General features: G+C 35.5%; 22 protein-coding genes and 2 pseudogenes. 20 read left to right on the top strand and 4 right to left on the bottom strand.

The features are described 5' to 3' along the window. Positions 1-56: 56 nt before the first annotated feature. The 4 genes and pseudogenes from kce (at position 57) to Ami3637_RS01915 (ending at position 2659) form a co-directional block, all read left to right on the top strand. Entirely contained in the window at positions 57-881 is an 825-nt protein-coding gene (gene kce / locus Ami3637_RS01930) for a 3-keto-5-aminohexanoate cleavage enzyme (RefSeq protein ID WP_162361095.1), read from the top strand. An 84-nt stretch (positions 882-965) separates the two neighbouring features. After that, positions 966-1844, top strand: a pseudogene (gene whiA / locus Ami3637_RS01925) (DNA-binding protein WhiA); the annotation flags it as partial. A 259-nt stretch (positions 1845-2103) separates the two neighbouring features. Continuing rightward, positions 2104-2331, top strand: a complete 228-nt coding sequence (locus Ami3637_RS01920; RefSeq protein ID WP_162361094.1) for a hypothetical protein — start codon at positions 2104-2106, stop codon at positions 2329-2331. A 118-nt stretch (positions 2332-2449) separates the two neighbouring features. Then, entirely contained in the window at positions 2450-2659 is a 210-nt protein-coding gene (locus Ami3637_RS01915; protein WP_162361093.1) for a zinc ribbon domain-containing protein, read from the top strand. A 71-nt stretch (positions 2660-2730) separates the two neighbouring features. Here the strand turns inward: Ami3637_RS01915 and Ami3637_RS01910 are convergent, their stop codons facing one another. Genes Ami3637_RS01910 through Ami3637_RS01895 form a run of 4 tightly spaced genes read right to left on the bottom strand, consistent with a single transcriptional unit; the run spans position 2731 to position 6196 of the window. After that, positions 2731-4089: a PFL family protein gene (locus tag Ami3637_RS01910; RefSeq protein ID WP_162361092.1), complete on the bottom strand. Its 1359-nt coding sequence runs from the start codon at positions 4087-4089 to the stop codon at positions 2731-2733. 20 nt (positions 4090-4109) lie between these two features. Continuing rightward, positions 4110-4373, bottom strand: a complete 264-nt coding sequence (locus tag Ami3637_RS01905; protein WP_162361091.1) for an ACT domain-containing protein — start codon at positions 4371-4373, stop codon at positions 4110-4112. Between the two features lie 51 nt (positions 4374-4424). Then, the gene (locus tag Ami3637_RS01900) at positions 4425-5477 is read right to left on the bottom strand and encodes an elongator complex protein 3 (RefSeq protein WP_162361090.1); all 1053 of its coding nucleotides are present in this window, start codon (positions 5475-5477) and stop codon (positions 4425-4427) included. Continuing rightward, positions 5474-6196, bottom strand: coding sequence for a DUF6873 family GME fold protein (locus tag Ami3637_RS01895; RefSeq protein ID WP_162361089.1), 723 nt, complete (start codon positions 6194-6196; stop codon positions 5474-5476). The genes Ami3637_RS01900 and Ami3637_RS01895 overlap by 4 nt, the downstream gene beginning before the upstream one ends. A 162-nt stretch (positions 6197-6358) precedes the next feature. Here Ami3637_RS01895 and Ami3637_RS01890 point away from each other — a divergent pair. From Ami3637_RS01890 to Ami3637_RS01815, 16 genes and pseudogenes are all read left to right on the top strand, one after another. Continuing rightward, positions 6359-7035, top strand: a pseudogene (locus Ami3637_RS01890) (uracil-DNA glycosylase). A gap of 121 nt (positions 7036-7156) precedes the next feature. Next, the gene (locus Ami3637_RS01885) at positions 7157-7714 is read left to right on the top strand and encodes an N-acetylmuramoyl-L-alanine amidase family protein (protein ID WP_243158074.1); all 558 of its coding nucleotides are present in this window, start codon (positions 7157-7159) and stop codon (positions 7712-7714) included. 100 nt (positions 7715-7814) lie between these two features. Beyond that, positions 7815-8981, top strand: a complete 1167-nt coding sequence (locus Ami3637_RS01880; protein WP_162361088.1) for a class I SAM-dependent methyltransferase — start codon at positions 7815-7817, stop codon at positions 8979-8981. Between the two features lie 172 nt (positions 8982-9153). Next, positions 9154-11025 (top strand): translational GTPase TypA, encoded by a 1872-nt coding sequence (gene typA / locus Ami3637_RS01875; RefSeq protein ID WP_162361087.1) that lies wholly within the window; start codon positions 9154-9156, stop codon positions 11023-11025. Between the two features lie 240 nt (positions 11026-11265). After that, complete coding sequence (locus Ami3637_RS01870) at positions 11266-12069, top strand: lipid II flippase Amj family protein (protein ID WP_162361086.1); 804 nt, start codon at positions 11266-11268, stop codon at positions 12067-12069. 557 nt (positions 12070-12626) lie between these two features. After that, positions 12627-13223 (top strand): LytR/AlgR family response regulator transcription factor, encoded by a 597-nt coding sequence (locus Ami3637_RS01865; RefSeq protein ID WP_162361085.1) that lies wholly within the window; start codon positions 12627-12629, stop codon positions 13221-13223. 107 nt (positions 13224-13330) lie between these two features. After that, positions 13331-15346 (top strand): S-layer homology domain-containing protein, encoded by a 2016-nt coding sequence (locus Ami3637_RS01860; RefSeq protein ID WP_162361084.1) that lies wholly within the window; start codon positions 13331-13333, stop codon positions 15344-15346. A gap of 137 nt (positions 15347-15483) precedes the next feature. Further along, the gene (locus tag Ami3637_RS01855) at positions 15484-16533 is read left to right on the top strand and encodes an S-layer homology domain-containing protein (RefSeq protein ID WP_162361083.1); all 1050 of its coding nucleotides are present in this window, start codon (positions 15484-15486) and stop codon (positions 16531-16533) included. 37 nt (positions 16534-16570) lie between these two features. Further along, positions 16571-17242 carry a hypothetical protein gene (locus Ami3637_RS01850; protein ID WP_162361082.1) on the top strand — a complete coding sequence of 224 codons (672 nt, stop codon included), beginning with the start codon at positions 16571-16573 and terminating at the stop codon, positions 17240-17242. A gap of 12 nt (positions 17243-17254) precedes the next feature. Further along, complete coding sequence (locus Ami3637_RS01845) at positions 17255-18724, top strand: YveK family protein (RefSeq protein ID WP_162361081.1); 1470 nt, start codon at positions 17255-17257, stop codon at positions 18722-18724. A gap of 314 nt (positions 18725-19038) precedes the next feature. Further along, a complete protein-coding gene (locus Ami3637_RS01840; RefSeq protein WP_162361080.1) occupies positions 19039-20100 on the top strand; it encodes a hypothetical protein in 1062 nt (353 codons plus the stop codon). A 24-nt stretch (positions 20101-20124) separates the two neighbouring features. Then, positions 20125-20805 carry a hypothetical protein gene (locus Ami3637_RS01835; RefSeq protein ID WP_162361079.1) on the top strand — a complete coding sequence of 227 codons (681 nt, stop codon included), beginning with the start codon at positions 20125-20127 and terminating at the stop codon, positions 20803-20805. A 38-nt stretch (positions 20806-20843) separates the two neighbouring features. Beyond that, the gene (locus Ami3637_RS01830; protein WP_162361078.1) at positions 20844-22253 is read left to right on the top strand and encodes a sugar transferase; all 1410 of its coding nucleotides are present in this window, start codon (positions 20844-20846) and stop codon (positions 22251-22253) included. A gap of 189 nt (positions 22254-22442) precedes the next feature. Further along, entirely contained in the window at positions 22443-23198 is a 756-nt protein-coding gene (locus tag Ami3637_RS01825) for a WecB/TagA/CpsF family glycosyltransferase (RefSeq protein WP_162361077.1), read from the top strand. A gap of 19 nt (positions 23199-23217) precedes the next feature. Continuing rightward, positions 23218-24441: a nucleotide sugar dehydrogenase gene (locus Ami3637_RS01820; protein ID WP_162361076.1), complete on the top strand. Its 1224-nt coding sequence runs from the start codon at positions 23218-23220 to the stop codon at positions 24439-24441. A 92-nt stretch (positions 24442-24533) separates the two neighbouring features. Then, a complete protein-coding gene (locus Ami3637_RS01815) occupies positions 24534-24893 on the top strand; it encodes a serine O-acetyltransferase (protein WP_243158073.1) in 360 nt (119 codons plus the stop codon). Positions 24894-25264 lie beyond the last annotated feature (371 nt).

Genomic DNA, 25264 nt, shown 5'->3' with positions numbered 1-25264 from the left:
CTGAGAGATTGGCTATGCTGAATTTTTATTAATTAATTTAGGAGGGAAAAATACTTATGGAAAAATTAATAATTGCTGCTGCTATTTGTGGCGCAGAAGTAACCAAAAAACAGAACCCTGCTGTTCCTTACACAGTGGAAGAAATTGTTAGAGAAGCAAAATCTGCTTATGATGCAGGTGCTTCAGTAATTCACCTTCACGTAAGAGAAGATGATGGTACTCCAACTCAGAGTAAGGATAGATTCCAGGTATGTGTTGATGCTATCAGAAAAGAATGCCCAGATGCTATTATCCAGCCTTCAACAGGTGGAGCAGTTGGTATGACTGACTTAGAAAGATTACAGTCAACTGAGATTGTACCAACTCCAGAATTTGCTACATTAGATTGTGGTACTTGCAATTTTGGTGGAGATGATATCTTCGTAAATACAGACAACACTATCTTTAACTTTGCAAAGATTATGCAGGAAAGAGGAATCAAGCCTGAATTAGAAGTATTTGATAAGGGAATGATTGACACTGCATTAAAAGCAGATAAAAAAGGTTTATTAGAACACCCAATGCACTTTGACTTTGTACTTGGAGTTCAGATGACTGCTACAATTCGTGACCTGTTATTTATGGTAGAAAGCCTTCCTGCTGGTTCAACATGGACTGCTACAGGACTTGGTAAGAATGCTTGGCACATTGCTGCTGCCACAATTTCTTTAGGCGGACATGTAAGAGTAGGTTTTGAAGATAACCTTTATATGGAAAAAGGTGTTCTTGCAGAGAGCAATGGACAAATGGTTGCTAAGGTTGTAGAAATTGCAAAGCTTCTTGGAAGAGAAGTTGCAAATCCTACTGAAGCAAGAGAAATCTTAGGAATGAAGCAGAAATAGTAATAGATGCATAAATGGGGGCGCTTCAAGCTTTTTTAGGTTTGCAGCGCTCTTTTTTAGTAAATTTATAGTTAGAGGGATAATATGTCATTTTCAGTTGATACAAAAAATGAACTGGCCCGATTGGAGCCGGAGAAAAAATGCTGCATGCTTGCAGAAATTGCAGGCTTTATTCGTATGTGTGGAAGTATAAGGCTGGCAGGTGGCGGTAAATTCAATATTATAATTACTACAGAAAATCCAGCTGTGGCAAGACATTTTAAAATAATAATAAAAGAGTATTTTGATGTGGATGCAAATCTTGAAATAGGACAGGGAACCACATTAAAAAAAGGACATGTATATTTACTTAATATAGGACCAGAAGAACGTAGTGAACAGATTTTACGTGAAACAGGAATTTTAATGGTCAGAGAGGGTATGAACTTTATAAGTGACGGAATTTATGAAGGTTTAATAAAAACCAAGTGCTGCAGAAAATCATACTTAAGAGGAGTATTCTTAGGTGCAGGCACCATTAGTGATCCAGAAAAGGGATATCATATTGAATTTGTGTGTAACACCCAGACCTTGTCAAATGACGTAAAAAAATGATTAACAGTTTTGTTGATTTACATGCAAAGCAGGTACAAAGAAAGAAAAGTTATGTTGTATATGTGAAGGAATCTGAACAGATAGCAGACATTTTAAATATATTAAAGGCGCATGGACAGTTACTTAAATTTGAAGATATAAGAATAATGAAAGAAATGCGTAACAAAACAAACAGAATCAATAATTGTGACAGTGCCAATCTGGATAAAACCTTAAATGCCTCTGAAAAGCAAGTGGAAGCTATAAAATTAATAGACAGTAAAAAGGGATTGGATTTCTTAAATGATAAATTAAAGGAAGTGGCATTACTTCGCCTGGAAAATCCTGATGCCACATTGCAGGAACTGGCTGATATGATGGAGCCACCACTGAAAAAATCCGGGATGAATCACCGACTGAAAAAGATTGAGGAAATTGCAGAAAAATTCATATAATATGAAGATAGAAATTTGCTGTCGAATGTCAAGTTTTTTTGAAAAAACATAGTACGCACAAAGGGAGTAAACCTGTGGATAACTTCTTGTTGACAAATGTAAAAAAAGCTGGAATAAAGTAATATCAAAGGATGTGTAGAATGTAGTTATTCACAGGTACTATGGGATAAAATTGTATACAATTTTTGCGAACTATGTGGAAAAGTGACGAATTGTTTAAAAATCTGGGATTTATAGGTTGTGGAAAACGACTTTATTTTACAAAGGGAAGTTTACATAATGCCAAAAAAATAATAACTGAGGAAATATTTTTTGTAGAATTGGTTAAGTATTTTACACAAAAAAGAGGCAAAATTTTGTTTGCAGTCATTATAAACACAGTAGCTATTATAGTAGGAAGTACAGAGCGGGACTGCTTTTAATTATATTATGTATGTTCATGTAATTTTAACTTGGTGTTAATAATTCTTTAAGAATGATGTGATAATATGATTTAGTAAGTATGAATATGATAATATTAATATATAGGGGGATTTAATAATGGAAAAAAAGCAATACATATGTCCTAAATGCGGATGTCACGAATATGAACATGATCAGTTTCAGGCCACAGGAGGAAATTTCGCAAAAATATTTGATGTACAAAATAAGAAGTTTATCACAATTAGCTGCACCCAGTGTGGCTATACGGAGTTATATAAGGCAGGCGCTTCCACAGGATGGAATATTTTAGACTTCCTTATGGGTTAACTTGAATAATTAACTTTTTAAAAAATGCTAAGGATTTTTATCCTTAGCATTTTAATTTTTATTTTGAATTTTTAATTTTTTAAACTTTGAAGAGGGGCAGGTATTCTTCCACCTCTGTTAATCATCTTAGCAGGAGATTTGGAATGAAGTTTCATAACAGGACCATTCCCTAAAAGACCTCCAAAATCCAATTCTTCACCTTCCGCTAATCCCACAGCAGGGATCACTCTTACAGCAGTAGTTTTTGAGTTTACCATACCTATGGCTGCTTCATCGGCGATAATAGCAGAGATTATTTCCGGAGTGGTATCCCCAGGAATTACTATCATATCCAGGCCCACAGAGCACACAGCGGTCATGGCTTCCAGTTTTTCTATAGTCAGGCTTCCGGCTCTGGCAGCGTCAATCATGCCTGCATCTTCAGTCACCGGAATAAACGCTCCAGACAGACCACCTACGTTGGAGGAAGCCATTACACCACCTTTTTTGACTGCATCATTAAGCATTGCCAGAGCAGCAGTAGTTCCGTGGGTACCACATTGCTCCAGTCCGATTTCTTCTAATATATGAGCAACAGAATCTCCGATAGCTGGAGTTGGCGCAAGAGATAAATCAATAATACCAAAAGGTACGCCAAGACGTTTTGAAGCTTCTGAACCAACAAGCTGTCCCATTCGGGTAATTTTAAAAGCAGTCTTTTTTATCATATCAGCAACTTCAGTCAGATCTGCATCATCAGGCATTTTTGCAAGAGCTGCACGTACCACACCCGGACCTGACACTCCCACATTTAGAACACAGTCTGGTTCTCCAGGACCGTGAAAGGCACCAGCCATAAAAGGATTATCTTCGGGAGCATTGCAGAAGACTACAAGTTTTGCAGCACCAATACATTGATTGTCTTTTGTTGCTTCTGCAGTGGCTTTTACTATATTACCCATAATTTTAATAGCATCCATGTTTATTCCGGCTTTTGTTGAACCAATATTTATGGAAGAGCAAACGAAGTCTGTTTCGGCAAGGGCTCTTGGAATGGCTTCGATGAGCTCTTTATCCCCAGGAGAAAAACCTTTGTGGACTAAAGCAGAAAAACCACCGATAAAGTTGACCCCTACATCTTTTGCAACTTTATCTAACGTTTTTGCGTATTTTACCGGATCTCCGCCGGATGCACCCACAAGCATGGCGATAGGTGTTACTGAAATCCTTTTATTTACAATTGGAATACAATATTTCTTTTCGATATCTTCTCCTGTTTTTACAAGATCCTTAGCATAATTATAAATCTTGTTATATACTTTTTCACATGATTTATCAATATCACTGTCGCAACAGTCAAGCAGTGAGATACCCATAGTGATTGTTCGAATGTCCAGATTTTCATCCTGTATCATGGTGATGGTTTCCATGATGTCTGTCATATTCAGCATTACATGTTCCTCCCCATAAATTAAATTCTGTGCATTGAATTGAAAATATCTTCGTGCATAACGTGAATGGTCATGCCTGTTACATTTTTCTGCAGATTTTCTCTTAATGAATCTAATTCGCAGTTCATTTTTGATATATCAATGAGCATGATCATGGCAAAATATTCCTGAAGGACGGACTGGGTTACTTCCAGTACATTTGCATTGGCATCTGCACAGGTAGTGCTGACTTTTGCCAGGATGCCAACCATATCTTTCCCTATTACTGTTACTACTGCTTTCATATATTTAATCCTCCTATTGTGAATTTTAACAAATTTGTATATAATATTTTATTATTTTAACACATTATAATGGTTGTCCGCAAGTAAAGTATTTTCAGCAAAACGGATTCGTAAATTGGGATATTTTCTAGAAAAGTATTCTTTATTGCTGCGTTTATTACCAATCATGTTTGAAAAGCATCTGGAATTACTTTCAAAGGTGAAGTGTTGCTTTTCCATTGTAGATTTGCTGCAGTATTGCTCAGAAGAAGATAAAAGCTTTACTAATTTATCTTCAAGGACTTCCTTGGCAATCTCTGCTTCCACCAGCTGTCTGAATGCGGGATGGTAGGTATCTCCCGTAATGGCCCCGTTTTCGCTGATAATATCCGTACTTTTAAGACCTACCCGAATGATATTTATTCCTGCCGTGTTTAATATTTTATACATTTCTTTCGTGGTAAAAACGGCTTCCTGTTGAGAAAGGGGCTGATAGGCTCCCTGCCTGTACATAGCCAGAAGTTCTGTGTCATCAATGATTATAGTTGGATAAAGGCGTGCAATGGATGGCCCTATTTTCACAGTTTCTCTGGCTGAGTAAAGGGACTTTTCATGCGTATCTCCGGGAAGACCAATCATTAACTGGATTCCCAGCTGGAAACCGTATGATTTTATCAACTCACAGCTTGAATAGACTATTTCACTGTTATGACCACGGTTTGATGCTTTGAGCACTGAATCGTCAAAAGATTGAACACCAAGTTCTATGATATCTGTATCATAATACTTTAGATTGTCCAGAATTTCCTCATTTATATAATCTGGCCGGGTAGAAAGATGAATCTTATCAATGAATCCATTATCCTTAAATTGCTTTGCAACAGCTAAATAGGCACTCTGCTCCAGAAGGGGTATTCCTGTAAAACTGCCTCCGAAAAAGGCAACTTCAATTGTTTCAAGACCTCGTCCCGTTAATGTAGTCAGATATTGTTCTATAATATTTTTTACATCTTCTGGGTGAACGGGTTTCTGCCTTGCAGTGATTTTTTTCTGGTTACAGAAGACACAGTCATTGGGACACCCTTCATGTGGGATAAAAATAGGTATGATTGCGTGTTTTTTCATTTATCTCTCCATTCAATGATTGATCCGATATCTTCAAGAGGATATTCTTCAAAGTACTTTATTTTCAGATTTTGGGATTCTATAAATTCTGAGATTATTTCAAAATCAGGATGTGCCTCTAAATTTCCATTAAAGAGTATTTCATTTCCTACTCTGCCGGAAGCTCCCCCTAGAAATCCATAGGGAAACCTGCCCAGTTTTACATGACCTTGTCTGACAAGAAGGAGATTAAGTTTGTCGGCCCAGGAACCTGGTGCAGATTGGCGAGACAGGAATTCTGAAGTATCAAAATAATGGTTTACACTTTTATAGATTCCTTCATCAGAAGTAATAGCAGAAAAGGGATTAACAACCACCATATTGCATTTTGTATAGCCCTGACTGACCTGTATTGGCCGGAAACCTGAATGCTTTATTTGTTCCAGCAGAGTTGGAGATGTATATTTTAAATTATGAATAAAATAATTTCCCATACAAACCCCATTATATTTCACATTTTCCGGATATTGATAACCCAGACCTGACTGTGATGGGGGCCCAGCATGGAAAACAGGGGATTCCGGTTCTGCACCTAATTTGCACATATAAATATCTGCATGTGCAGCCACTTCCGGATATACTAAACCTGTGTCTTTTATGAAAACCAGTTTGTGCCCTGAATTCTGAAGATAGTCCAAAAGTATTTCGTGGGCATTTTCTGATATATAGATAATACTCATATAGTTTCTATCCTTAATAATATAATAAACTTTCAATTTAACATGAATCTCAAGCACATGACCTGTTTATGACTTTTAGCATTCATGTTTGTACTATTATAACATAAAACAAAATGGTATAATAAATTAAAGTTATAATTTATATAGATTGGAGAAATAATCATGCCAAAGATTAGTAACGACTGGCTTGATGTAATTGGTAATGAATTTGAGAAACCATATTATTTACAGTTACGCCAGTTTTTAATAAAGGAATATAAAACCAGAAGAATTTATCCAGCAGCAGATGACATTTTTAATGCATTTCACTTTACCCCCTAGAAAATGTCAAGGTACTGCTTATTGGACAGGATCCCTATCACAATGAAAACCAGGCAATTGGCACAAGCTTTGCGGTTCCTCCCAGTCAGAAAGAAATACCTCCTTCTCTTGTAAATATTTATCAGGAGCTGCATGAGGACCTTGGCTGCAGAATACCAAATAACGGATATCTGAAAAAATGGGCGGATCAGGGGGTTCTGCTATTGAATACTGTTCTGACGGTAAGGGCACATCAGGCAAATTCTCATCAGGGTCAGGGATGGGAACAGTTTACGGATGCTGTTATCAGTGCAGTAAATGGGCAGGACAGGCCCGTTGTTTATTTTCTGTGGGGGAGGCCGGCACAATCCAAGAAAAAAATGCTGACTAATCCTAAACATTTGATTCTGGAAGCACCTCATCCCAGTCCGCTGTCTGCTTATCGTGGTTTCTTTGGATGCAGACATTTTAGCAAAGCCAATGAGTTCCTTTCAACTAATGGTATAGAACCTGTAGACTGGCAGATTGAGGATATATAGACTGCATTTTATCTCTGGCTGGTAAACAATAATGAAGCTTCAGGTACATAACAAATAGGTTTGGCATATATATGATATATATATTGATAGTTATGCAGATTTGCATAAGTTAGGAGGATATATGGATACAACAATGCCAAGTGTTTATTTGAGCCCTTCCGTTCAGGATTATAATGAATATATTATTGGTGGGAGTGAAGAATATTACATGAACCTTATCGTTGATGCCATGGTACCTTATCTGAGGGCAAATAATATTTCCTTCAACCGTAATAATCCAAATGATTCTCTGGCCCAGGTCATTGAGCAGTCCAATGCAGGAGAATACGATTTACATTTAGCCCTTCACTCAAACGCTGCACCCGAGAATTTAGCAGGAATGCTTCAAGGACCGGACATATATTATTATGCATTTAGTATGGCTGGCGAAAAGGCGGCTGATATATTTGCCAAAAATCTTATGGCAATTTACCCAAATCCAGATTTAGTGACTACAATTCCAAATACTACTCTTGCAGAACTGAGAAGAACCAGAGCTACATCGATTTTGATTGAGCTGGCATATCATGACAATTATGAAGATGCCAACTGGATTGCAACAAATATTGAAGCAATTGCAGAAAATCTGGCATTTTCTTTAACCGAGTATTTTGGAATGCCATTTGTAGATCCATTTTAACAGCAATAACCGTCAAATCTATTGGCGGTTATAAAATTTTTTGGTATAATATTATTTTGAATTTAAACACATACAATAAGATTAAGGAAAGTGGTGTATAATGGACAAGCTTATTAAGCTGCTTAAAGAAATATTTAATGAGGATAATCTGCTTAAGGTGATATTTGGAAGTGTAAGGAAAAAATCTAATCCTTGTAAAAAGGTTACAATAAGGCCAATCATCCTTCAGGAGAAAAGGGTATATCAGGTAGAGTATCATTTTGAAAAGAAGGTAACTCATGAAAATTTGATAGAAGAAAAAGTGATTGGGTTATGTGAGAACTTAATTACAGAAGAATTTAAGCAAATGAATGTACAGACTGTTTTTGAGGATATCCAGGTTTTGGCGGCAAAACCAGAGAACCCTAAAATAATAAGAAAGCACACTGATAAAAGACAAATAATAAATTTAGAGCATAATAAAGAGAAAAAGTATATCATTCCAGACAAAAATCCTTGTGCATTTTTAATTAAGCTGGGGGTTATGGGAGAGGATGGGAAAGTATTCCAGAAACATTATGCAAAATTTCGCCAGATAAACAGGTATCTGGAAATCGTTGAAGATGTTATGGCATATCTGCCGGAAAATAGGGAAAAGCCTTTAAAAGTTATTGATTTTGGCTGTGGAAAGTCGTATCTGACCTTTGCTTTATATTATTATCTTAAAGTGCTGAAAAATCGAAACGTTGAAATCATAGGGCTGGATTTAAAAGCAGATGTTATAGAGTTCTGCAACAAGACAGCCGGAGAACTTGGCTATCAAGAACTTAAGTTTCTTAGGGGAGATATTGCAGATTATACCAGTGACCATGCAGATATGGTGGTTACACTGCATGCCTGCGACACGGCAACAGATTATGCGCTGATAAACGCAGTTAACTGGAAATCAAAAGTCATTCTTTCCGTTCCCTGCTGCCAGCATGAACTGTTCAGTCAGATTAAAAGTGAATTGCATCAGCCTATGTATAAACATGGCATTTTAAAAGATCGTTTTACAGAATTACTCACAGATGGTCTCAGAGGACTAAAGCTGGAGGCTTGTGGATATGATGTATCCATGATTGAATTTACCAGCCTGGAACATACTTCCAAAAACATTATGATCCGTGCGGTTAAAGGAAATTATTCAGAAAAGACCTCTTCTATGAAAAAGGCCCTGAAAGAATATGAGGATTTAAGAGATTACTATAAAGTGAACCCTGCCATTGACAGAATGGAATGTAAATAACGGTTTTAATACCGTTATTTTTGTTAGATAATGATTGAAATTGTTTTTAATTGTGATATAATAATAAGGTTGGGGTGCGAACACCTACATTTTATGTAAAAGGTGGAACTGAATACGTCAGTTCCTTTTATAATAAATAAAGTTGTATAGAGAAAAGAAAGTAGGATTAATTATGGCAAACAAACAAAAGATAGTCAACATAGCTGTTATAGCCCACGTTGACGCAGGAAAATCTACTCTGGTAGATGCATTTTTAAATCAGAGCGGCGTTTTTCGTGCAAACGAAGAAGTTGTGGAATGTATTATGGACAGCGATGATATAGAGAGAGAAAGAGGAATTACTATTTATTCCAAGAACTGCTCTGTTATGCATGATGACGTTAAAATTAACATCGTTGACACACCAGGACATGCAGACTTTTCCTCCGAAGTTGAAAGAATTATGAAAACAGTAGATACTGTAATATTACTTGTAGATTCCAGTGAAGGCCCTATGCCGCAGACAAGATTTGTATTAAATAAATCTCTGGAACAGGGATTAAATCCAATTTTATTAATCAATAAGATTGATAAGAAGGATGCCAGAATTGAAGAGGTAGTGGACGAGGTTTATGAACTCTTTATGGATTTAAATGCCAACGACAAACAGCTGGACTTCCCTATTTTGTATGGTATAGCAAGACAGGGTATCGTAGTATATGATCCTGCTGATGTTGCAGATGTTGAAGTGGAAACTGGAGATAAAAAATTAGATAAGCATACACAGGGTGACAAAGGCAGAGACATCACTCCATTATTTGAAACAATAATCAAACATGTTGAAGCGTACCCAGACCTGACAGAAGAACCTTTGCAGATGCAGATTTCTTCCTTAGGTTATGATGATTATATTGGAAGACTTGGAATTGGCCGTGTGACAAAGGGCAGAATTAAGACTGGACAAACTGTAGCAGTAGCCAAAGCAGACGGAAGTATTGTTTCAAGAAAAATCAATCAGGTATTTGTATACAGAGGTCTTAAGAGGACTCCAGTTGATGAAGCGGAGTGTGGAGATATTGTTGTTATAGCCGGTATTTCAGATATTTCTATTGGTGAGACTATTTGTGACAGTTCAAATCCGCAGCCTATGGAAATGATTCATATAGAAGAGCCAACCCTATCCATGAATTTTATGGTAAATAAATCACCATTTGCAGGAAAGGTTGGGAAATTTGTAACTTCAAGGCATATAAAGGAAAGATTAGCAAAAGAACTTGAGGTAAATGTGGGACTTGTGGTTGAAGAAACAGATTCAACGGACGTGTTTAAGGTTTCAGGGCGTGGAGAACTTCATCTTTCCATCTTGATTGAAAATATGAGACGTGAAGGCTATGAATTAGCTGTATCTAAACCTGAAGTTATTATGCACAAAAATGAACACGGTAAAAAGGTAGAACCTATTGAAGAGGTTGTAATTTCTGTTCCAGATGAATATTCTGGAAGTGTTATTTCAAAGTTGAATGTTCGAAAAGGTATTATGAAAGAAATGTCTGGGGATAACGGATATTCAAAGCTTGTATATCTTGTACCAACCAGAGGTTTGCTGGGATACAGAAGTGAATTCATCAATGATACTCATGGTGAAGGAACGATGGTCAGACGTTTTGATAGTTTCGATGAATATAAAGGGGAAATACCTCAAAGAGCAAACGGTGTTGCCATAGCTCAGGAAGAGGGAGTATCTACAGGTTATGCCCTTTTCAGCATTCAGGAAAGAGTTCAGATGTTTATAGAACCGGGCGTTAAGGTTTATGAAGGTATGATTATTGGTATGAACAGCAGAAATGATGATATGATTGTAAATCCTTGCAAGGCAAAGAAAGCAACCAATATGCGTGCTTCAGGAAATGATGATGCAATTAAGCTTTCACCACCAAGAACTTTTACACTTGAAGAGGCTTTGGAGTTCGTTAACAATGATGAATTAGTTGAAGTTGTTCCAGATGATATCAGACTTAGGAAAAAGATTTTAAATGAACTGGAAAGACGCAGATCAGGCAGATAAACAAAGTTTATTAATTTAATATAAAAATAAGCTCAATATAAGCTAAATAAATATAGAGACAGACAATACTAACAACAGGGTATTGTTTGTCTTTATTTTTTACAGGGAAATACTTAATAACTTGACTTCACACAATAGAAATGTAATAGTTAAACCATAAGCAGACAGTAAATATCTGTAAACCAACTCTCAATTATTAGCTGAATTTATTAAAATAAGATAACACAGGAGAAATATTTTATGGCCATACAAGTAGTATTTGTTCTTATTCTTACATTCATTATTTACATGATTGGTACACTGGCTTACAGTGTGAGAATAGTAGGAATAAAGACAGGAAAAATCGCAGTAGCTTTTGCTATATTCAATGTATTTGCATTAGTATCAAGAACTGCAAATGCTTTTCAGGCACCATTACTTGCCAAGACAATTGAAAACAGTATTAAAAGCGGAAATATAAATGATATGCTGCATATTTTCAGGTGGATATTAGTTTCAGCTACATTTGCTACAATCGTAGGGGCAATCTTGCTACCTACCTTCATAAAAGTCTTTGCCAGAGCAGTTCAATCCTTCAGTATTCACAGGTCTATACCAAAGCTGATTTTACATGGATTTTCCAAATCCGGCATTGAACAATTTAAAAAAAGTATCACTGCTCCCAGGCAGCATAATATCGCACAGTTAAAGAGTTTACGAAGGATACCAAAGAAAATAATCCTTCTGAATATCATTACATCATCTATAACAAACGTAGGGGTTCTTTCTTCTTTATACGCAGGCTGCCTTTATCCGGATTATAGAACTACTTGCAGTACACTCTCCTCAGTGATCAATGGTATGGCCACAATACTTATGTTTATATTTATTGATCCGTATATATCCGTTATGACAGACGATGTAATCCGGGGAGAATGCTCAGAATCTGATTTTAATCGCTGCATCATTTTCATTGTTTTTGGACTTATTATTGGGACTTTACTGGCACAAATATTATTAGTCCCTGCAGCCCAGACCATTGCTATTATTGCCAGGGTAATCTAAGTTGTTGAAAAGCAATTATAAACAGATTTAATTTTTATATAAGTATTTAGGAAGGACTGTATCCTCACAGCAGAATACAGTCTTTTTTATTGCCTTTAAATTCTTAACATGTAAAAAATGTTAAAAATTAAACAATTTTAGATTATTATGAAACTTATAAAAATTATGTTTTCTTTATTTTCTACAAAATATACTACATTTTGCGCCAGAAACTATTGAAAATTTTATAAAAGCTTAGTAGAGTGGTTATATGTGTGTTAAAAAATTGGCAAGAATGGTTATTTGTATGAAGATTATGTGAATTTTGTATAAAAGATATATGAAATATTTTCCATATATTACATTTGAACTGCAAAGCATTACATTACAAAACAAAATAATGTCCAATAAGTTAGAATCTTAGTTGTGTAAAAAAATAAAAAAAGGAGATGCATTATGTGCGCGGTGCTTGTCTGTGACGTAAATGAAGACATATTTTGGCTGATTAAGCAAAAAGCAAAACACTGGTGTAGAGAAAAATAAGGCTGATTAAGGGGTTTAAAAATGAAGAAGCTATATTGTGTTATATAGAAGATCATAAAGAGCAGAAAAATATTATCTTTATAGATATTGCATTTAATCTGAATAATGGTATAGAGTTAGCATCAAAAATAAAACAGATACAGAAAAGCTCTGTAATTATTTTTATGTCAGATGAAGAGGAATATGATCCATCTATTTATGACGTTGATCATGTCTATTTTTTAAGCAAACCGTTAAATGGTAAATTTGTGAAAAATGCACTGGTTAAAGCAGTAGATTATATTGAAGAGAATACTAATCAATACCTTACAGCAATAACAAAATCAGAAATCGTCATGATACCTTTAGAAGAAATCACATTTATAGAAAAAGAAAAGAGAAAAGTCCATGTAGTTGATAAGGAAGGAAGTAAGACTTCTTTTTATAGCAGTTTTGAAGAAATTGAAACTCAGCTGAGTACGGATTTTTATCGGTGTCATAACAGTTATATTATTAATTTACATAAGATCAGATCAATTGATTCTAAATGCATATTAATGAGTAATGGACTGTCTGTGCCAGTTAGCAGGGCACATATTAAAGAGCTAAAAGAACTGCTCATTAATCTTTATTTTAATATAAAAATTGGATAACGGGCGTGCAAATTTTTGACTAATTTGATTAAATATATGTTTTATATATTTAAATAAATATGCAATTATTAAAAGTTGCTTTTATCTTTAAAGGAGGAGATTAAGAAATGACAAAAAAAGTATTTGCACTTCTCATGGCAGTAATGATGATATTTTGTTATATGCCCGCAATGTCTTTTGCCGGAACAGAGGATACCGTAGCAAAGGCTGCAAATGCTAAGTTTGTAGATATGCCTAATGACTGGTCTACAACAGCGATTGAGAATGCAGCAGCAAAGGGATTAATTAAAGGGTATGAAGGAGCCGATGGTTTATATATTAAACCAAATGGCACTTTAACAAGGGCAGAAATGGCTACTGTTGTGAATAGAGCTTTTGGTGCAGAGGGAAAAGCATCTTTAAGTGCAAATGATATTGTTTCAGGAGCATGGTATGAAGCAGAGCTGGCTAAGGCTGTTCAGATGGGCACAATGAAAAAAGATAGCCAGATGAGACCAAATGCTAATATTACAAGGCAGGAAGCTTGTACAATACTGGCAAGAGCTTTTAAAATGCAAAGTACTGATACAGCACATACAGCATTAAACAGCTTTTCTGATAAAAACAATATAGCTGCATGGGCACAGGACAGTATGTCTGCACTGGTTGAAAAAGGTTATATGTCTGGAGCTAATGGCACCCTGAATCCTACGGCAAATATGACCAGAGCAGAATTTGCAAAGATTATGGACAACATGGTTAAACAGTATATTGATACTGCAGGAATTGTTGAAAAAGTGGCTGACAGTGGGAATGTAATGGTTAATGTACCAGGCGTTACATTAAAAAATTTAACTATAAATGGAAATCTAATTATCGGTGATGGCGTTGGTAGTGGAGAATGTACTTTAGACAGCGTTAAAGTCACAGGACAAACCATTGTCAGAGGTGGTGGCGTAAATTCTATCATTATTAAAGGTGACAGTAATATAGGTAATGTTATTGTTGCAAAAGTAGATGGTAATGTAAGAGTAGCCGTTGAAGGAAATGCCAAAGTCAGCGTTATAGTTATTGATGATGGTAAGAATACTGTAAAAGTAGAAGGCAAAATCGATACTTTAAAGGTTAATGCAGAAATACCTGTAGTCTTACAGAAAGCAGAAATCGCAAAGGTTCAAATAACTGCAGCAAATGCAGCGGTTACAGTTGATAAGGATACTACTGTTACAAATCTAATTGTAGAAGCTACGAAAGCAGACTTAAAAATAAATGGAACCGTCAGCACTGTATCTGTAGAAAAGCAGGCAACTGGTACAAAGATAGCCATTGCTAAAGATGCAAAAGTAAATAAATTAGAAGCAAATGCAAATGTTACTACCAGTGGAGAAGGAAAGCCATCTACAACGACAGGTACTGGAACTGTAACAACAGAGAATGGAAAAACAACTACCACAGACACTACCGGCGGCGGTGGTGGCGGTGGCGGTGGTGGCGGTGGTTCTACACCTACCCCAACACCTACTCCTGCTAAGTACAACGTTACAGTTGGAGATAAAACAGTTCAGATTACTGATTTAATAACTAGCGAAAATGCTAAGCTTGAAATTGGAAACTATGTAAAGCTTACAAATGCTATGATAGCTTTTGGTAAAAACACTGCAACAACTAATCAGAAAGATAAGATAAAAGATGTTCTGGCAAATGCAAGTGTTACTGGAATTACATTTGATGCATCAAAACATAATGCCGGCGTAGTAGATGCTTATAATGCTTTCCTGAAACAAAAAGACATTGACAAGTTCCAGGCTTTGTTACTTGCAACTGCAACTGTATTTGACCAGCAGACTTCTACAAAATCAAAAATAATAGAAGAATATAATCAGGTTGCAAATCAGATTAAGAATGGAAATTTCCAGGCAAGTTACAATGGTAAAACTGGTACTTTGACAGAAGTAAAGGTTAACATTAGTGGAACAGAATACTATTTATATAATAAAAATGGTACTGTGAACGTGGAAGGTTTTGTCAATACTGTGTACGGTAACAAATTAACAGATGTTATTGGAAATAGTGCAAAGATTACAGTGAGTGGAAGCGATGGAACAGGAACCATTAGTTATTCTGCTCAAATCACAAAATTCTAAAACGGTCGATGAGAACTAAAGAGTTCTATGATAATTAAAAGTCAGATCATATGCAGTCAGGTAATGAACCTAGACTGCATATGTTTTGAGTAAAATCAAGAAAAATGTAATAAAATGTAAAAATGTGTGGAGGCAATATGAAAATAAACAAAATATTAGTGTCGGGGTTAGCGTTAACAATGATGTGTACTACTAACGTGTTTGCCTTTACAGATATAAAATCCGATGACTCCTTGTCAAAAGCTGTAAATCTGATGACAGAGTATAAAATAGTAAATGGATATGAAGATGGCTCTTTTAAGCCAGAAAAACAAGTGACAAGAGCAGAATTCGTAAAGATGACAAACCGGCTTTTTTCTTATAAAGAAAAAGCTTCATCAGAGAATTTTGGTGATGTAAATGAAAAGGAATGGTTTTATGAAGAGGTTCTAAAAGCCGTGAATGAGGGATACATATTGGGATATGCAGATGGTACTTTTAAGCCTAATGATACGGTTACAAAGGAACAGATTTGTGTTATTTTAGATAGAATTTTGAATTTAGAAAAAACTGTAGCTAAAAAAGATTTAGCTATTAAAGATAGAGTCTCAGGGTGGGCCGCTGATTCAGTTAACAGGGTTATAGGAAGCGGTATCATGAGTTTAGGTAACGATGGAAAATTTCAAGCTTCCCAGCCAGCCAGCAGGGCAACTGTAGTATCGGCTTATAATAAAATTGTAGAAAAAAAGTTAGTGGCCCTTTCCAAGCCAGAAACCACTCAGACTACTAATAATACAACGAATACAACAGGTGGTGCTGGGGGAACAACTGGTGGCGGTACGTCAACGCCAAACAAACCTGATATAGAAAAGCCTAGTGCAGAAATCATAAAAACCATGACGCTGGCTTCCAATAAAATAAATACAGATGGTGCAAGATATCTAACTAACGTGGAAAAGAGAGAAGATTTGGTTCCTTTTCTTCAGAATATTAGTAGTGAGTTAAATAAGTATATAAGCAATCCAAGCTATGATTTAAAAACAGCAATGCGTTCCAGTAAAAAAGACTTTAGCAGTAAACCAGAGAAGGATCAAAAAATCTTAAAAAATGCAGTAAGTGTGAGCTTTGATTTAAGCAATTCTCAAGAATATAAGGCTTTAGAAGAAGTAGCTAAGTTTTTTGGTGTTGACTTAAACAAAGTAAATTAGTTGAAACCGCAGTCCACAGGAAACAGGGGAGAAAATAGTGAAAAAAGCTAAGTGGGTATTATTGATTATAGTAAGTTTAATAATTATTTTGACCATGGGGATTCTTCTTTATATTTTTGTAGGAGAAAATTCAGATACAAAAACATCTCAAAAAGAAGTGGAAGGAATGACAAATGTCATAATTCAGGAAATTGATTCCAAAATAAAGGGTGATGAAGGGTCAGATAAGCTGGATATCAATAGCAATAGTGAACAGATAGCTTCTCCTGAGGGCATTGAGGCTAAAGAACAGGAAAATAAAAACGGCATAGCGCAAAAACAGACCCAGAATATGGATGGTAAGGAAAAACAGATCTTAAGCATTTATGATTCTGCCTTTTATGAGCTTCAAAATTCTGCAAATGGTATGGTAGATGGGTTGCTTGCAGGTATAAAAAGTGATTATTCTGCTTTAAAGGCGAATAATGAGGCATCATTAGATAAAATGATGAAATTGGGTGCGTCTTATACGAAAAGGGCAAATGCTTTGGAAAAACAAGTGGATTCGTCCGTGTCTACTATATTGGATAAGATGGAGAGCGACATGGCAAATCAGGGTATAAGCAGTGAAAAAATAAAAGCTTACAGGCAGGCCTATGAAGCAGAATATAAAAAACAAAAAGAAACAAGACGAAATGCAGTAATGAGTAAAGCAAAAGAGTTTATGTAAACGGAGGATTACATGAAAGGACATTTTATAGAAGACGAGCAACGAAATGTGGCTGGGCAATATCCGTATTATCACGAAGATGAAGATGAAATATCGCTGAAGGAATTAATGTTAGTTCTTATTAAAGGAAAGAAAATCATAGCTGTGGTTACTGCCTTGGCAGTAGCTGTTACCCTGATTGGCTCCGTATTGATATCAAATATCAACATAGGAACAAAGGGGGAAGTACAGACAGCGGTGAGATTGTATTTTGATGGTATTGAAAAAGGAATGACACCAGACGGGCTGCCTTATGATTCAAATGAAATAAAGGCTGCTGAAGTATTAGAAAAAGCTATGTCAGACATGTCAATAAATAACAAACCTTCGGCTTCGGATGTGGCAGAATGTATCACGCTTACTGCAGTGATTCCAGATGAAGCAGCAGAAACTCTTCAAAACATCAGCGATTTAAAAACTGAAGATCTGAAGCTTGAGAAGCTGGAAAGTCTTGAGATTCATCCCGATACTTACATATTATCTTTTGATGTTAAAAATAAATTAGGGTTATCATTGGAGGAAGGGCGAGAACTTTTAGACAATGTGATTCTGGAATATAAAAATCAGTTGATGCAGAAATATTCCGATTATAGTGTCCTGGCGGATACCTTTGCAGGAGATTTTTCTGTGGACAAATATGATTACATACAGGCAACGGATTTGATGAATGAACAGATTCAGATTATGGAACAGTATACGAAGAATTGTATAACGGATGATAATTTTACCTCACAGGTTACAGGCATGTCAAAGGCCAATATACTGAATGCTCTGGAAGCAGTGAGAGATGTGAATATCGAATTGCTTTATACTAAGATTGCTGTATCTTATGCAACTAAAAATGCGGCAAAAAGTGTAGCTATATATGAGAAGCTGGCGGAAGACAAGCAAAGAGAATATAGCAAGAGCAACGAAGAAGCCAGTTCATTATATGCCCTGATAACAAACTTTAAAGTTCCTGAGCAGACTTTGGTTATCAATAACAGTACAGGGGGAGCTTTTTCACTTAAAAAGCAGAATGCCCAGTATGACAGTATGGTGACAAGATATACAGTTGCAGCTGGCAGAGCTACTACAGCTTTAGCAGATTCAAACTATTATGCTGCAGAAGCAGAAAGGTTCAGAAATTCTGATACTTTTTCAGGGGCTGATAGTCAAGAGGCAAAAGAAATCGTAAAACTACTTGATTTAACAAAGAAAAACGTAACACAGAACATGAAGGTAATTAATAAAACAGTAAAGGACTATTATAACGAAAAGGCTTACAAAAAGTATGCAGAACAGCTTATTCCAACCCAGAGCTACGATAAGGACAACGGTATGAACCTTCCTTTAAATTTAGCCATCGCTCTTGCAGCTGGTCTGATTCTAGGTGTTTTAATTGTACTATTTAAAGAGTATCTGAAAACAGAAGAAGAAGGAGGTAGTAACCATGAAGATTAGACTATCAAAACAGGCAAATCAATTAGTTACTATCAGCTTAATCCTTACGCTGCTGCTTACTTTTGTGTTCCCTGGATAGCAGAAGGCAGGACAGGAGAATCCAGTTCTCACCTTTCCCTGGCTTTTGATGGCATTGGTGAGGGACTTGATCCAAAAGGAAATCATTTTGATATCAATGAAATAAAAGGTGATGAAATCCTAAAAAAGGCGCTTAAAGATGCAGGGATGGAAAAGAAATGTACACCATATGAATTAAGGCAAAGGATAGTGATAACCCCCTGACAGGTAAAAATGCATTGGCTGAACTGACTAAAATGACAACGAGGGTTGATAAAACAGAATCTGTTGCAGAAAAACAAGTTAATACCGGGGACTATAAAATTACGGTGAAAGAAATAGGAATGTTGCCTAATCCCTTTGTTAATCTTAAACTGTCAAAGGCAGTTATGAATGAATATAAGGATTATTTAAAAGCCTCATATCTGAAGGATTCCACTGTTTCATCCGCATATAAAAAGGAAGATATCTTTTCACTGGATTATCAGGAAATGATGCTGGTGATGGAACAGGATGCAGATGCTTTGGTGAGATACATAGGTACATTTGAAAAAAACTCTCCAGAGTTTGTATCCCAAAAAACAGGGCTTACGTTTGCAGATCTGAGGTCCCAGGCCGAGATAGTCCGGGATAAAGATATAGGGAGCACCTCAGATATTGTGGATTATTATGTTCTGAGTAAAAGCACCAACAGAGCTGCTTATGAAAACGTTAAGCTGAAAAGAGCGAATCTGACGCTAAATAAGAATCAGGGAATAGAGAATGGCATGGACTATATACTGAAGGCTTACAACAATACTTCAAACTATATCATTCCTTCGGAAGAGGCAGGAAACCTGGCAGACAGTCAGGAAAATGAATTTTACGGAAGCCTGATGGATCAATTAGTGAGCAGTAAAAATGCGGCCATCAGTAGTAAATATGATGTGACAAAAATAGAACAGCATCTTAATAAGCTATCACATCCTAACAATGCTGCCAATATACAAAACATGACAAAAAGTGTGGAAAAAGACGCCAAAGCTGCTTACGAGAGGATGGAAAGACTTCGAAAGCAGGTGAAGATTCTTGCTGAAGAAAATTATGATTTGAATATAGGTAGTAAGATTGGTATATCGAAATCTTCATATAAAGTAAATATGTGGGGACATATATTTGTAAATTTTGTCATGATGCTGGCACTTTTAAGCATATTAAGATGTATTTTTGTTTTTTATAAGACAATAGACAAGACATATATAAAAGAAGAAATAGAGAAGTACATGAAGTACTGGCATGAAAAAATCAGAAATAGTCTCAAGGATAAAAAACTTGAGTAATGCATTAAGGGTGGTGTAGAGAGTTTGGAAAATCAAAGAAAACGTATGAGAATCGTTGGCTTTACGTTCACATTGTTAATAACCTTATTTATCATTACCCTTGGTTTATTTTGGCTTGTGGGCTTTAACTCGTATGCAAAAATCCAATATGAAGAAAAAAATCTAAAAGAAATTCAAAAGATAACAGATGAATCTATCGGGCAAATTGAAAACATTGATACCAAAGAAATATTAAATGGGGCTGCTGCTGATAAAGAAAAGATTACATTAACTCAGAGTGAACAAAAAATTTTGGATACGGAGATTGCTAAAATAGATGATGTGAAAAAACAGGAATTATTGGCAGCCTTAGCTAAAAATTATAGCAGTGTAATGGAGAATCAGAAAAAACAAGCGTTCCATATGTTGGATGATTTGATTAAACAAGGAAGAAAAGAGTGGAAAGGAATTGAGGAAAGGGGAGAAAACACTCCTATTGTCAAAGGTGAAAAAATATCTGAATATCTGGCAATGGTCAATGTAATGGAAAAGAATATGGATCAAAGCTTCGAAACGGTGTTGGCAAAGATGCAGGAACAATTGGAAGCAGAAGGAATTGATCCAGATCCAACGATAAATCAATACCGGAAAGAATACAAAAGTATTAAAGAAGAAAACAGGCAGATTATGATGGATAAAGGCATAAAAGCCATAAAGAGCAAATAATTTTAATCTGTGGTTGTTTTATGGAGGAGTGATTAGATATGTATATAAAAGCCAAAAGTAACTGGTTTAAATATGCAAGATTTATAATGGTGGATATATTAAACTTGGAAATAGCCTTTACATGCGCCTATTTATTGCGATTTGGTTATAGCCATCCTAGTACAGAGTCTGTTTATGAAGGTTTAGCATTAACCCTTCCGGCCATACATATATTTATTGTTTTTTTTACAGAGGAGTATACTACTGTACTTAAAAGGGGCTACCTAAAAGAGTTTAAAGCAGTTTTAAAATATCACTTCCTATTAATCGCCATAATGCTTTTTTATATGTTTATAACAAAACAATCCGATGATTATTCCCGCATTATGATTGTTATCTTTTTAGAGTTAAGCTGCGTTTTTGTATATCTGGGGAGAATTCTGGTAAAACAATACTTACTAAAGACTAATGTGCATAACAAAAACAGTTGTTTTATGCTTGTTTTAACCAACCAATGCCTTTTAAACAGTACTATTGAACACCTTCAAACGTTAAAATACAAGGGATATGTTATAAGAGGTATCGCAATTTTAGATGCAGATATGATTGATCAAGAGGTTCAGGGAATTGGGATTGTCGCAAACAATGAAAATGTCCTGGATTATATAAGGACAAACACCGTGGATGAGGTGTTTATAAATGTTTCCCAAAATGAAAAAATAGATCAGTTAACAAACGCTATCACCCAAATGGGTACCACTTTACATATTAATATAGCATGGGTATCAAAAGAACTGCCAAACCGAATGGTTCAGGAAATCGGAGATTTTACAGTGATAACCAGCAGTATAAAAGTAGCCACGCCACGGCAGCTATTTATAAAAAGAGGAATAGATTTATTCAGCGGGTTGATAGGGCTTGTGGTTATGGTCATAGCATTTATTCTATTTGCACCAATTATATACCTTCAGTCACCGGGGCCTATATTTTTTACTCAGGAAAGAGTGGGAAAGAATGGGAGACGCTTCCGAATCTATAAGTTCAGATCTATGTATATGGATGCAGAGGAACGAAAAAAGGAATTGATGGATCAAAACAAGATGAAGGGGTTCATGTTTAAAATGGATAACGATCCGAGGATAACTCCTATTGGAAGAGTTCTCAGGTCTACAAGTATTGATGAACTTCCCCAATTTATAAATATATTAAAGGGTGACATGTCTCTAGTTGGGACAAGGCCACCGACAGTGGATGAATATGAAAGCTATAAAATGCATCATAAAAAGAGATTGGCTACTAAGCCTGGTCTCACAGGAATGTGGCAGGTAAGTGGCAGAAGCGACATAACTGACTTTGAAGAAGTGGTTGAACTTGACACCGAGTACATAAAGAACTGGTCATTGGGATTGGAACTGCAAATCATATATCGGACAGTGGGTGTTGTGCTTGGGAAAGTTGGATCTGTGTAGTTTGGTATATGACAAAATAGTGATTTGAACTGAAATTTAAAATCTTATTTAATCATTAATTTGAGCTTTATATAAAAATTTAGGTAGTTATATTGAATTTAGATACTTGAACAATTCTGTTAGATATAAAGCTGCAAAAGAAAGATAGTATTTATGTTTAGAATAGTTGAAAGATAGTTAGGGGAATTTATGAATAATGCAAAACGTTTTAAAATTTTTAATACATATGTAGATGCCTTAAGCCTTGATGAGACAATACAGGCAGTTGAACGTATCATTTCAGAAAGGAAACCGACGCAGCATGTGGTAATTAATGCATCTAAAGTAAATATAATGCAAAAAGACAAAAAATTAACAGATATTATAAATTCATGTTCTTTAATTAATGCAGATGGAGCTTCTATTGTGTGGGCATCAAAGGTGCTTGGTATTCCATTGAAAGAAAGAGTGACGGGAATTGATTTGTTTATGAGTTTAATTGAATTAGCGAATGAAAAAAAATATAAGATTTATCTTTTTGGTGCTAAAGAAGAAGTTATAATTAGGGTCAAAGAAATTTTTGAAACAAAATATCCTAATTTGAACATTACAGGATATAGGAATGGATATTTCGCGGAATCGGATGAACCAGCGATTGTGGAAAATATGGCAGAGTCAAGGGCAGATATGATGTTTGTAGCTTTTTCATCTCCTAAGAAGGAGTACTGGGTAAATAAATACATAAATCAATTAAACATCCCATTTGTTATGGGTGTAGGAGGTAGTTTTGATGTTGTTGCTGGTGTAACTGAGAGAGCTCCTATTTGGATGCAGCAACATAGCTTAGAATGGTTTTATCGTTTAATACAGGAACCTCGTCGTATGTGGAGAAGATATATTATTGGAAATGCAAAATTTGTATTATTAACATATAAAACAAAATTTAAAATGGCAAAAACACATTAATAGTAGGGAGAAAAAAATCGTGATTAACGTAATAGGACTTGGATACATAGGGTTGCCTACAGCACTTATGATGGCAGCTCATGGAGTTGAAGTTATTGGAACTGATTATAACAAAGAACTAGTAAATACATTAAATGCAGGAAAAACTACATTTAAAGAGGAAGGAATGGACAGATTATTTGATCAAGCTGTTGATGGTGGCATTAAATTTTCAACGGAATATCAGGTTACTGATATCTATATTATTTCTGTACCAACTCCATACGATGAATTTAGTAAAAAAGTAGATACAAAATATGTGAAAGCTGCTGTTAAGAGTGTTATGGAAGTTTGTACTAAAGGGGCTATAGTGGTTATTGAATCAACAATCGCCCCAGGAACAATTGACAAGCATGTAAGGCCAATTGTAGAAGCAAACGGGTTTACGATTGGCGAAGATTTAAATCTTGTACATGCACCTGAGAGAATCATTCCAGGAAACATGGTATATGAGTTGTTAAATAATAATAGAACTATTGGTGCGGATGATATTGTAATTGGTGAAAAGATTAAAGAATTATATGGGTCTTTTTGCCAAGGTGAGATTGTTGTTACAGATATTCGCACAGCTGAGATGACAAAGGTGGTAGAAAATACATTCCGTGATATTAACATTGCATATGCTAATGAGCTTGCTAAAATTTGTCGTTCTGATGATATGGATGTGTATGAAATAATTAAAATCGCTAATATGCATCCTAGAGTAAATATTCTTACCCCTGGACCTGGAGTTGGAGGTCATTGTATTTCTGTTGATCCATGGTTCCTTGTAGGAGATTATCCAGGGCTTGCTAATATTGTTCTTGCAGCAAGAAAGATTAATGATTCAATGCCAGAATTCGTTCTTGAGCGTATGCATGAAATAATGAAAGATACAGGTATGACGGATGTGAGTCGCGTAGGACTTTATGGCTTAGCTTATAAAGAGAATGTTGATGATATGCGTGAAAGCCCAACGTTGCAAATTCTTAATAGTATGGATAAACATTTAAGTGGAAATCTTGTAAAAGTTTATGACCCATACATTAAGAAGGATGTAGTACCGAACCAGTTACATGACTTAGATGATTTCCTTAATTCTATAGATTTTGTAGTGTTACTTGTTGGTCACAATGAGATTAAAGAGAGCATGTATAAGTTGAAGGGCAAGGTAGTTCTAGATACTCGTCATATTTGTGAATTAGAAGGAACGTATGGACTATAATAATTAATACGTTATTGGTGGTTTGGATGAATATATATAAATGGTATCAAGCTGAAAGATGGCTATATTTACATCATGTGCCTATATTGCCTATGATGATCAAAGGATTAATCAGAGTATTATTTGCAGCAGTCATCCCTTATCAATGCAAAATTGGTCAGGGAACTTTAATAGGATATCAGGGATTAGGGGTGGTTATACACAAAAAATGTGTTTTAGGGAGTAATTGCCATATATCACAAAACGTTACACTTGGCGGTAAAAGTGGTAAACAAGAAGTTCCGGTAATAGGAGATAATGTAACAATAGGAACTGGTGCAGTTATAATTGGGTCAATCCATATTGGAAATAATGTGATTATCGGAGCAAATGCAGTAGTTTTAGCTGACATTCCCGATAATGCTGTGGTAGTTGGTGTACCGTCAAAAATTATTAAGTACATTGAAAGATAAGAAATATTTGTAGAAAATTGTTAGGAAAAAGTTATGTGGAGCATAAAGGGATGTCATTTAATGAACAGAAAATTAAAACGATGTAATTAATTAAATTTAGTCGTGTTTGAAGGGAAGCTACTATATTATGATTGGAATGATTACTTTAGGTTCTAAATATGATTTGCCAATTATGAACTTGTGTTTTAATTACTTTAGCTTAAGATTCTAGTTAGCTATGTGAGGATTAGAACGCGTTTGATTCCTAGTAGTGGGGAATTGTAAATACAGATAATGAAGTTAAATATAAAAAGAAAAGTAAGGCTACTAATTTTTTAGTAATGGTTGATTTTTAACAATAGTAGATGTTAGGTAACATAAATAGCATCTAA

The organism is Aminipila terrae (assembly GCF_010120715.1).
In the GTDB taxonomy this organism is placed as follows: domain Bacteria; phylum Bacillota; class Clostridia; order Peptostreptococcales; family Anaerovoracaceae; genus Aminipila; species Aminipila terrae.
The sequence above is the reverse complement of the archived record's forward strand: the minus strand, read 5'-3'. Positions and strand labels throughout refer to the sequence as shown.

Coding starts and splice junctions, on each gene's coding strand:
- kce (WP_162361095.1), top strand. CDS start 57: ATGGAAAAATTAATAATTGCTGCTGCTATTTGTGGCGCAGAAGTAACC.
- Ami3637_RS01920 (WP_162361094.1), top strand. CDS start 2,104: ATGTGGAAAAGTGACGAATTGTTTAAAAATCTGGGATTTATAGGTTGT.
- Ami3637_RS01915 (WP_162361093.1), top strand. CDS start 2,450: ATGGAAAAAAAGCAATACATATGTCCTAAATGCGGATGTCACGAATAT.
- Ami3637_RS01910 (WP_162361092.1), bottom strand. CDS start 4,089: ATGCTGAATATGACAGACATCATGGAAACCATCACCATGATACAGGAT.
- Ami3637_RS01905 (WP_162361091.1), bottom strand. CDS start 4,373: ATGAAAGCAGTAGTAACAGTAATAGGGAAAGATATGGTTGGCATCCTG.
- Ami3637_RS01900 (WP_162361090.1), bottom strand. CDS start 5,477: ATGAAAAAACACGCAATCATACCTATTTTTATCCCACATGAAGGGTGT.
- Ami3637_RS01895 (WP_162361089.1), bottom strand. CDS start 6,196: ATGAGTATTATCTATATATCAGAAAATGCCCACGAAATACTTTTGGAC.
- Ami3637_RS01885 (WP_243158074.1), top strand. CDS start 7,157: ATGGATACAACAATGCCAAGTGTTTATTTGAGCCCTTCCGTTCAGGAT.
- Ami3637_RS01880 (WP_162361088.1), top strand. CDS start 7,815: ATGGACAAGCTTATTAAGCTGCTTAAAGAAATATTTAATGAGGATAAT.
- typA (WP_162361087.1), top strand. CDS start 9,154: ATGGCAAACAAACAAAAGATAGTCAACATAGCTGTTATAGCCCACGTT.
- Ami3637_RS01870 (WP_162361086.1), top strand. CDS start 11,266: ATGGCCATACAAGTAGTATTTGTTCTTATTCTTACATTCATTATTTAC.
- Ami3637_RS01860 (WP_162361084.1), top strand. CDS start 13,331: ATGACAAAAAAAGTATTTGCACTTCTCATGGCAGTAATGATGATATTT.
- Ami3637_RS01855 (WP_162361083.1), top strand. CDS start 15,484: ATGAAAATAAACAAAATATTAGTGTCGGGGTTAGCGTTAACAATGATG.
- Ami3637_RS01845 (WP_162361081.1), top strand. CDS start 17,255: ATGAAAGGACATTTTATAGAAGACGAGCAACGAAATGTGGCTGGGCAA.
- Ami3637_RS01840 (WP_162361080.1), top strand. CDS start 19,039: ATGACAACGAGGGTTGATAAAACAGAATCTGTTGCAGAAAAACAAGTT.
- Ami3637_RS01830 (WP_162361078.1), top strand. CDS start 20,844: ATGTATATAAAAGCCAAAAGTAACTGGTTTAAATATGCAAGATTTATA.
- Ami3637_RS01825 (WP_162361077.1), top strand. CDS start 22,443: ATGAATAATGCAAAACGTTTTAAAATTTTTAATACATATGTAGATGCC.
- Ami3637_RS01815 (WP_243158073.1), top strand. CDS start 24,534: ATGATGATCAAAGGATTAATCAGAGTATTATTTGCAGCAGTCATCCCT.